This window comes from Algoriphagus aquimarinus (assembly GCF_900112005.1).
Lineage (GTDB): Bacteria > Bacteroidota > Bacteroidia > Cytophagales > Cyclobacteriaceae > Algoriphagus > Algoriphagus aquimarinus.
Genome location: NZ_FOKK01000002.1, coordinates 429,804 through 431,962 on the forward strand (window position 1 = coordinate 429,804; position 2,159 = coordinate 431,962).

1 protein-coding gene is annotated in these 2,159 nt (G+C 46.0%); it reads right to left on the bottom strand.

Features of this window, described 5'->3' with window-relative positions:
- Positions 1–2,159 (bottom strand): hypothetical protein (locus BM291_RS22020; protein ID WP_175499639.1); only part of this gene is annotated, 2,159 nt, incomplete at both ends.

Here is a 2,159-nt window from a genome sequence, read left to right on the forward strand (position 1 = left end):
TCAACTGCAGTGAACGTGATAGCTACAGTAGTCGCATCACAAAGTGGTGCAGGAACTGTCAATACTGGTGCTGTAGGTGTTACTGGAGCTGGAGCTACTGAGTAACCTGAACTAGTAACACATGTAGTACCTGTTGTTCTCGCATATACTGTTCCTGTACTGTTTGCATTTGCTGTAAAGCTGCCACCAGTAATCGTTGTGCTAAAGTCTGAATTCAAGGAGTATTCAACTCCTTCAACTGCAGTGTACGTGATAGCTACTGTAGTCGCGTCACACAATGGTGTAGGAACTATCAATACAGGAGCTTCTGGAGATCCTGGAGCTGGAGCTACATCATAGCCTGAGCTAATCAAACAAGTAGTACCTATTGTTCTCGCATACACCGTTCCCGTGCTGTTTACAACCGCTGTAAAACTACCTTCAGCGATCGTAGTGCTAAAGTCCGAAGTCAAGGAGTATTCAACCCCTTGGTTAGGAGTGAAAGTTATCGTTACCGTAGTAGCATCACAGGTTGGTGCTGGCACTGTCAATACCGGTGCTGCTGGGGTTACAGGTGCTGGAGCTACTTCGAAACCTGAGCTGATCACACAAGTAGTACCTATCGTTCTCGCATATACTGTTCCGTTACTGTTTACGTCTGCTTCAAAGCTACCGCCTTCAAGTAAGGTTGTGAAATCTTCTGTCAACGAGAACTCTACACCCTCTACTTCTGTATAGGTAATCGTTACTGTTGTCGCGTCACAGGCTGGAGCTGGCACATCTAATACCGGTGCTGCTGGGGTTACAGGTGCTGGAGCTACTTCAAAATCTGAGCTGATAACACAAGTAGTTCCTGCTGTTCTCGCATATACTTTTCCTGAGCTGTTTACATCCGCTGTAAAGCTGCCGCCTTCAAGTAAGGTTGTGAAATCTTCTGTCAACGAGAACTCTACACCCTCTACTTCTGTGTATGTGATCGTTACTGTTGTCGCGTCACACGCTGGAGCTGGCACATCTAATACCGGTGCTGCTGGGGTTACAGGCGCAGGAGCTACTTCAAAATCTGAGCTGATAACACACGTTGTTCCTGCAGTTCTCGCATAAACTGTTCCCGAGCTGTTTACATCTGCTGTAAAGCTGCCATCAGTGATAGTAGAGCTGAAATCTGAATTCAAGGAATATTCCTCTCCTTCAACTGCAGTGAATGTAATCGTTACTTTAGTCGCATCACACAATGGTGCAGGAACTGTCAATACCGGTGCTACTGGTGTTATTGGAGCTGGAGCTACTTCGTAGCTTGAACTGGTTACACAAGTAGTACCTATTGTTCTCGCATAAACTGTTCCTGAGCTGTTTACATCTGCTGTAAAGCTACCGTCAGTAATCGTAGTGCTGAAATCTGAATTTAAAGAATATTCTACTTCTTGATCAGGAGTGAAAGTGATAATTACCGTAGTAGCATCACACAGTGGGGCTGGAACAGTCAATACTGGCGCTTCTGGTGAACCAGGAGCTGGAGCTACTTCGTAGCCTGAGCTGATCACACAAGTAGTACCTATCGTTCTCGCATATACTGACCCTGTGCTGTTCACTGCGGCAGTAAAGCTGCCATCAATGATCGTAGAACTGAAATCCGCACTCAAAGAATATTCAACTCCTTCAACTTCTATAAATGTAATCGTCACAGAAGGAGCATCACACGTAGGAGCTGGAACATCAAGTTCTGGAGCTGCTGGTGTTACCGGAGCTGGAGCTACTTCGTAGCCTGAGCTAGTAACACATGTAGTACCTATTGTTCTCGCATATACCGTTCCTGAGCTGTTTACATCTGCTGTAAAACTGCCGTCAGTGATCGAAGTGCTGAAATCTGAATTCAAGGAATATTCTACTCCATCAACTGCAGTGAACGTGATCGTTACCGAAGCCGCATCACATGCAGGAGCAGGAACATCTAATACTGGTGCTGCTGGCGTCACAGGTGCTGGAGCTACTTCGTAGCCTGAGCTGATCACACAAGTAGTACCTGTTGTTCTCGCATACACCGTTCCTGAGCTGTTTACATCTGCTGTAAAGCTGCCATCAGTGATCGACGTGCTGAAATCTGAATTCAAGGAATATTCTACTCCATCAAGCGCAGTGAACGTGATTGTTACTGTAGTAGCATCACATGCAGGAGCAGG